General features: G+C 71.3%; 1 protein-coding gene and 1 pseudogene. One reads left to right on the top strand and one right to left on the bottom strand.

Annotated elements, in window-relative coordinates; all coding sequences use genetic code 11:
• On the top strand, positions 1–859 hold an 859-nt coding region (gene xseA, locus BIS11_RS17035), incomplete at its 5' end, for an exodeoxyribonuclease VII large subunit (protein WP_253586647.1).
• Between the two features lie 57 nt (positions 860–916).
• On the opposite strand, the pseudogene BIS11_RS17030 reads toward xseA, so the two are convergent.
• Positions 917–1601 (bottom strand): annotated as a pseudogene (locus tag BIS11_RS17030) (hypothetical protein); the annotation flags it as partial.

Below are 1601 nucleotides of genomic sequence, written 5' to 3'. Positions count from 1 at the left end.
GCTGGCGGACGTGACGCTGATTCCCGTACCGGTGCAGGGGGCGGAGGCCGCCCCGGCGATGATCGCAGCCCTCGGGCTTTTGAACCGCCAGGCGCGGCTCGACCCGGCCCGGGATGCGATCCTGATCACCCGGGGCGGCGGAAGCCTGGAGGATTTGTGGGCGTTCAACAACGAGCACCTGGCGCGGGCGATCTTCCACTCGCGGCTTCCGGTGATGTCCGCCGTGGGCCACGAGGTGGATACCACGCTCGCCGATTACGCCGCCGACCTGCGCGCGCCCACTCCATCGGCGGCGGCGGAGCGGCTGGTGCCGGATGGCCAGGCCCTGGCGCAAGCGCTTGCCCGGCACGAGGCGCGGCTGGCTCGCGCCATGCAAGCCCGGCTCGAACGCGACAGCCAGCGCCTGGACGGCCTGCGCGCGCGGCTGCGCCACCCGGGTGAGCGCCTGGCTCAGCAGCGCCACCACGTGGATGCCCTCGCCCAGCGCCTTCACCGCGCCGCCCGGCTCGCCCTGGCCCAGCAGCAGCAACGCGTGACCCAACTGGCCCGGCGGATGGAAAGCCAGGACATGGCGCGCCTTCACCAGGGCGAGCAGACGCGCCTGACGCAGCTGTCGCGGCGGCTGGAAGGTGCCATGACGCGCGGCCTGCACGATCACCGTGCCCGGCTGAACAGCGCCGCGCGGGAGCTCAATGCCGTAAGCCCCCTGGCGGTACTGGGCCGGGGCTACGCCATCGCCCAGGACGAAGCGGGCCAGGTCGTGCGCAGGGCCAAGGATGTCACCCCGGGCCAGGCGCTATCGCTGCGCTTGGGGGAAGGCCGATTGAGTGTCGAGGTCAAGCGCCGCCATCAACAGTAGCGCCCGGCCGAAGCCGGGCGCGAAGAGTGCAAACCTCTCGAGGCCAGCGCTTTCAAATCAGCGCTTGGGCGGCTCCAGGGTGTCGTCGCCCTGGGTGTTGCCGGAGGGGGTGTCGGAGTTCGCCAGGCCGTGCTCGTTGCGCCGGGGGTCCTTGTCGTGGGGCGTGGGCTGGTGGCCCGGGTGGCCACTCTGGCCGGAAGGGGCGTTGTGGCCCGGCATCGCCTCGTCGGAGTAGCGCATGTGCTCGCTGTCGGTGTCGCTGGGCGTGTGGCGCGGGTCGTGCTCCTGGCGGTGCTCGTCCTGCTCGTGGGTCTTGTCCGTGTCGTCTTTCATCTTCTCGGTCCTTTCGTGAAGTGCGTGCTGCATCTTGTCCGCCTGCTCGTGGCCGCGCTCGGCGGCGTCGCTCATCAGCCGGTCGCGGTACTCGCCCAGGGCGGCATCTTCCCTACGGGTAGAGGGTAGGAGGCCGCCGAGCGCGGCGCCAATCGCGAAGCCCAGCGCACCGGCCACCAGCGGGTGCTCCTGGATGAAGTGACTGGTCTGGTGGCCGGCGTCTCGGGCCCAGCGCGAGGCGTCCTGCGCGCCGTGACGCGAGGCGTGATAAAGATGCGATGTGCCGTCGCGCATGTCGTCTCTCCAGTGGTGTGCCCGCTCGCCGAGGTGATGCGCCTTGTCGGCCAGGCGCTCCTTGAGGCCAGGGTCGTGCTCGTCCATGCCGTGGCCGAACCCCGGGGGTTCGCGG

This window comes from Halomonas sp. 707D4 (assembly GCF_024158685.1).
Taxonomy (GTDB): Bacteria; Pseudomonadota; Gammaproteobacteria; order Pseudomonadales; family Halomonadaceae; genus Vreelandella.
Note: the sequence above shows the minus strand (reverse complement) of the source record. Positions and strands in the feature narration are given on the sequence as shown.